1 protein-coding gene and 1 pseudogene are annotated in these 1,649 nt (G+C 30.7%); one reads left to right on the top strand and one right to left on the bottom strand.

What is annotated here, in order from left to right:
- Positions 1-189 (top strand): annotated as a pseudogene (locus L8X33_RS08535) (peroxide stress protein YaaA); the annotation flags it as partial.
- 23 nt (positions 190-212) lie between these two features.
- Here the strand turns inward: L8X33_RS08535 and L8X33_RS08530 are convergent.
- Complete coding sequence (locus tag L8X33_RS08530; protein WP_220566610.1) at positions 213-1,412, bottom strand: major outer membrane protein; 1,200 nt, start codon at positions 1,410-1,412, stop codon at positions 213-215.
- Positions 1,413-1,649: the final 237 nt, after the last annotated feature.

Genomic DNA, 1,649 nt, shown 5'->3' with positions numbered 1-1,649 from the left:
TTTTTAAAAAATTCCAAAACTTTAAGTCATTTTGCTAAAGCTTATAGGGGTAAAATGCTAAGAGTATTGGCAAGTAAAAATATACATAATAAAGAAGCTTTGCTTGAAAATCTACCTAATGATTTAAAAATAAAAGAAATTAAAATACAAGGATTAAAAGAAGAGATAATTTTAGATATAGTAAGCTAAGCCTTTTGGCTTAGCTTTTATAATTAGAATTTGTATAGAGCTTCAAGTCTGATGAATTGATCATCGCTATCATGAACACCATTGGTGTTATAATCTTCAGTTAAGTAAGAATAGAAGCCGCTAAATGTAAGTTTTGGACTATATGCGTAAGATACTCTTGCAATATATTCATTTTTATCTATATCATGGCCAACTTGTTCAGATTTACCACCGATATAATCAAATCCTACTCTAACAGTTTCAGCAAAAGTATAACCTAAACCTGCAAAATAGAAGAAGTTTTCACCTATACTACCTCTTAAATCACTACCAGTAGAATAGAAAATTTGCTCACCTGGAGCGATTACTCTACCTTTATCTTCTAAAACTACTAAGCTAGCTTTGTCTTTTTCACCATAACCAACGATACCTGCTTGGAAATCAAAAGCAGAAATTTGTCCTTGTAATTGAGCAGCGTAGAAATTGCTATTATCTAGACCTAATTTTTCTTTATCACTATCCAAGCTATTTCCTAAGTATTGAGCTTGGATTTTGAAGTTAGCATCGTTGAATGCAAATTTATAGCTAGCATCTACTGCATATAAAAATGCCCAATTGTTTGAATAAGCAGCCCATACTTGGAAAGCAAATGGATCAAAATCACCTAATACAGCAGCACCATATAAAGAAGTATCAGCAATACCTAAATCTGTAAAATCTCCATCGCTTGTAACATTGAAGCTATCAAACCAATAACCAGCAAAAGTTAAACCTTCGATAGAATTATTAAGAATTTTAGCTCCTGTTCCTACTGCATCATCAGTCCAAATAGAACCAACTTCCATTTTACCAAAGATTACATTTGTAGCGTAAGCTTCATTAGTATATTCTAAGTAAGCTTGTTGAACTGCAAAAGTACTATCAGTATCAGTTTCAGCTTTAGCATTTGGGCTATTAAAACCAAGTTCACTTGTACTATATTGGAATTGAACAAAAGCTTTGAAGTTATCATCTAAAGCTGCTTTGAAATTTAATTGAGATTTAAATTTATGCTTGTTTTCTTTAGAGCTGTTGTAACCATCTACAATTGTATTGCCAATATCTCTTCTATCAGATTCAAATCTATATCTGAACATTCCTGATACATCAACATCTTTTATAGCTTCTTCAAGTGAAACAGCGTTAGCTGCTGAAAAAGCACCTGCAGCTAATGCTGCTACTAAACTAAGTTTAACTAGTTTCATGAGAATTCTCCTTATTAAAATTAAAACTATGGCTTGTATTATAGCATAGTTTTATATAAGAATTCTTAAAGTAAATAAAAACGATAAAAATATATTATAGGGTTGTATTTATAGATTGAATTATCTTTAAAGATCTAGCTTGAAACTAGATCTTTAAAAACTAAGGAGTTATCTATGAATGTTTGCTTTTACAAATGTAATTATGCTCTTTGATAGTTAATGTTTGGAAACTGAGGG

It is taken from the genome of Campylobacter sp. CNRCH_2014_2849 (assembly GCF_025772845.1).
In the GTDB taxonomy this organism is placed as follows: Bacteria; Campylobacterota; Campylobacteria; order Campylobacterales; family Campylobacteraceae; genus Campylobacter_D; species Campylobacter_D lari_D.
This window is presented reverse-complemented; position numbering and strand designations above follow the sequence as displayed.